The sequence below is a fragment of the Stutzerimonas kunmingensis genome (assembly GCF_014764705.1).
Taxonomy (GTDB): domain Bacteria; phylum Pseudomonadota; class Gammaproteobacteria; order Pseudomonadales; family Pseudomonadaceae; genus Stutzerimonas.
Window position 1 is genome coordinate 1 of record NZ_JACXXG010000082.1, and the last position, 1,417, is coordinate 1,417.

At 64.9% G+C, this 1,417-nt stretch carries 2 protein-coding genes; both read right to left on the reverse strand.

Going from position 1 to position 1,417, the window contains the following annotated elements; genetic code table 11:
- Positions 1–105: 105 nt before the first annotated feature.
- Positions 106–861: an IS21-like element helper ATPase IstB gene (gene istB, locus IEG05_RS22990; RefSeq protein WP_046622667.1), complete on the reverse strand. Its 756-nt coding sequence runs from the start codon at positions 859–861 to the stop codon at positions 106–108.
- Positions 862–878: 17 nt separating this feature from the next.
- On the reverse strand, positions 879–1,417 hold a 539-nt coding region (locus tag IEG05_RS22995; RefSeq protein WP_191122775.1), incomplete at its 5' end, for a transposase.

Here is a 1,417-nt window from a genome sequence, read left to right on the forward strand (position 1 = left end):
TGCGGATTCCACGCCATTCGGACACTCAGCCCACGCTGATCCGGACACCTGTTCCACGATCATTCGGACAGGCAGTCGGAGCGCAGCGACGCAGGGGTGGCATTGTTAGTCCGAGGTGCCCGGCGTCGTCAATTTCTTCGCCCGCTTGCGCATCGATTCGCCCTTGAGATTGATCCGGTAGGCGTTGTGCACCAGGCGGTCGAGGATGGCATCGGCCAGGGTCGGATCGCCGATCAGCTCGTGCCAGTTGTCCACCGGCATCTGGCTGGTGACGATGGTCGAGCGCTGGCCGTAGCGGTCGTCCAGTAGCTCCAGCATGTCGCGCCGCTGTTCGGCGGTGAACGGGGCCAAGCCCCAGTCATCGAGGATCAGCAGGTCGGTCTTGGCGTAGCTGCTCATCAGCTTGGCGAAGCGGCCGTCGCCATGGGCCAAGCCCAGCTCTTCCAACAGGCGCGGCAAGCGCAGGTAACGCACGCTGTAGCCCTCTCGGCAGGCCTGGTGGGCCAGGGCGCAGGCCAGCCAGGTTTTACCGACACCGGTCGGGCCGTTGATGATCAGGTTGAGGCCGTCGCGTAGCCACTGACCGCTGCTCAGCTGGAGGATCAGCGCCTTGTCGAGGCCGCGTGGGCTGCGGTAGTCGAGGTCTTCGAGGCAGGCGTTGTGGCGTAACCTGGCCTGACGCAGGCGGCTGCTCAGGCGCTTGTCGTCGCGCTCAGTCAGCTCGCGGTCGACCAGTAGGCCGAGGCGCTCCTCGAAGCTCAGGCTGCCGATGTCGGGGATTTTCAGTTGCTCGGCGAGGGCCTTGAGCATGCCGTGCAGGCGCAGGGACTGGAGCTTGTCCAGGGTCGGGTGAGGCAGCATGGTGGGATTCCTTGTGTTCAGTGGTAGTAGCCGGGGCCGCGCAGGTTGGCGTGGTCGTCCGGTAGCAGGGGCAGGTTGGTTTGAGCCAAGGGCAGGTTTTCCAGACCCAGGCGCAGGATCGATTCGAGGCTCTTGTAGCTGCACGCGCCGAGATTGATGGCGCGACGGCAGGCCAATTCCAGGCGCGCCTCACCGTGGGTTTTACCCAGGCGAAGGATGCCCAGGCAGGCCCGGTAACCTTGGGTCGGGTGGATGCGCCGTTCGAGGATGTGGCCGATCACACCGGCGGTATTCGGCCCGGTCTGCTCGGCCCAGCGGATCAGCCGTTGCGGCGTCCACTCGGCATGCTCGCGATGGCTCTTGGGCATGTGCTCGGTCTGTGTGCTGTGCCGGCCCTTGTGCGTTGAGCGCAGGTGGCTAGCCACCCGCTGATTGGCGTGGAAGCACTCCACCGTGCGCGCCGTCAGGCGCACCTCCAGTTGCTTCTTCACCAACTGGTAAGGCACCGAGTAGTAATGCCCGTCGACCTCGACGTGGTAGTCGATATGTTCTGTGG

Excerpts from the sequence above, each read along its gene's own strand:
- istB (WP_046622667.1), bottom strand. The coding sequence starts at position 861 with ATGCTGCCTCACCCGACCCTGGACAAGCTCCAGTCCCTGCGCCTGCAC.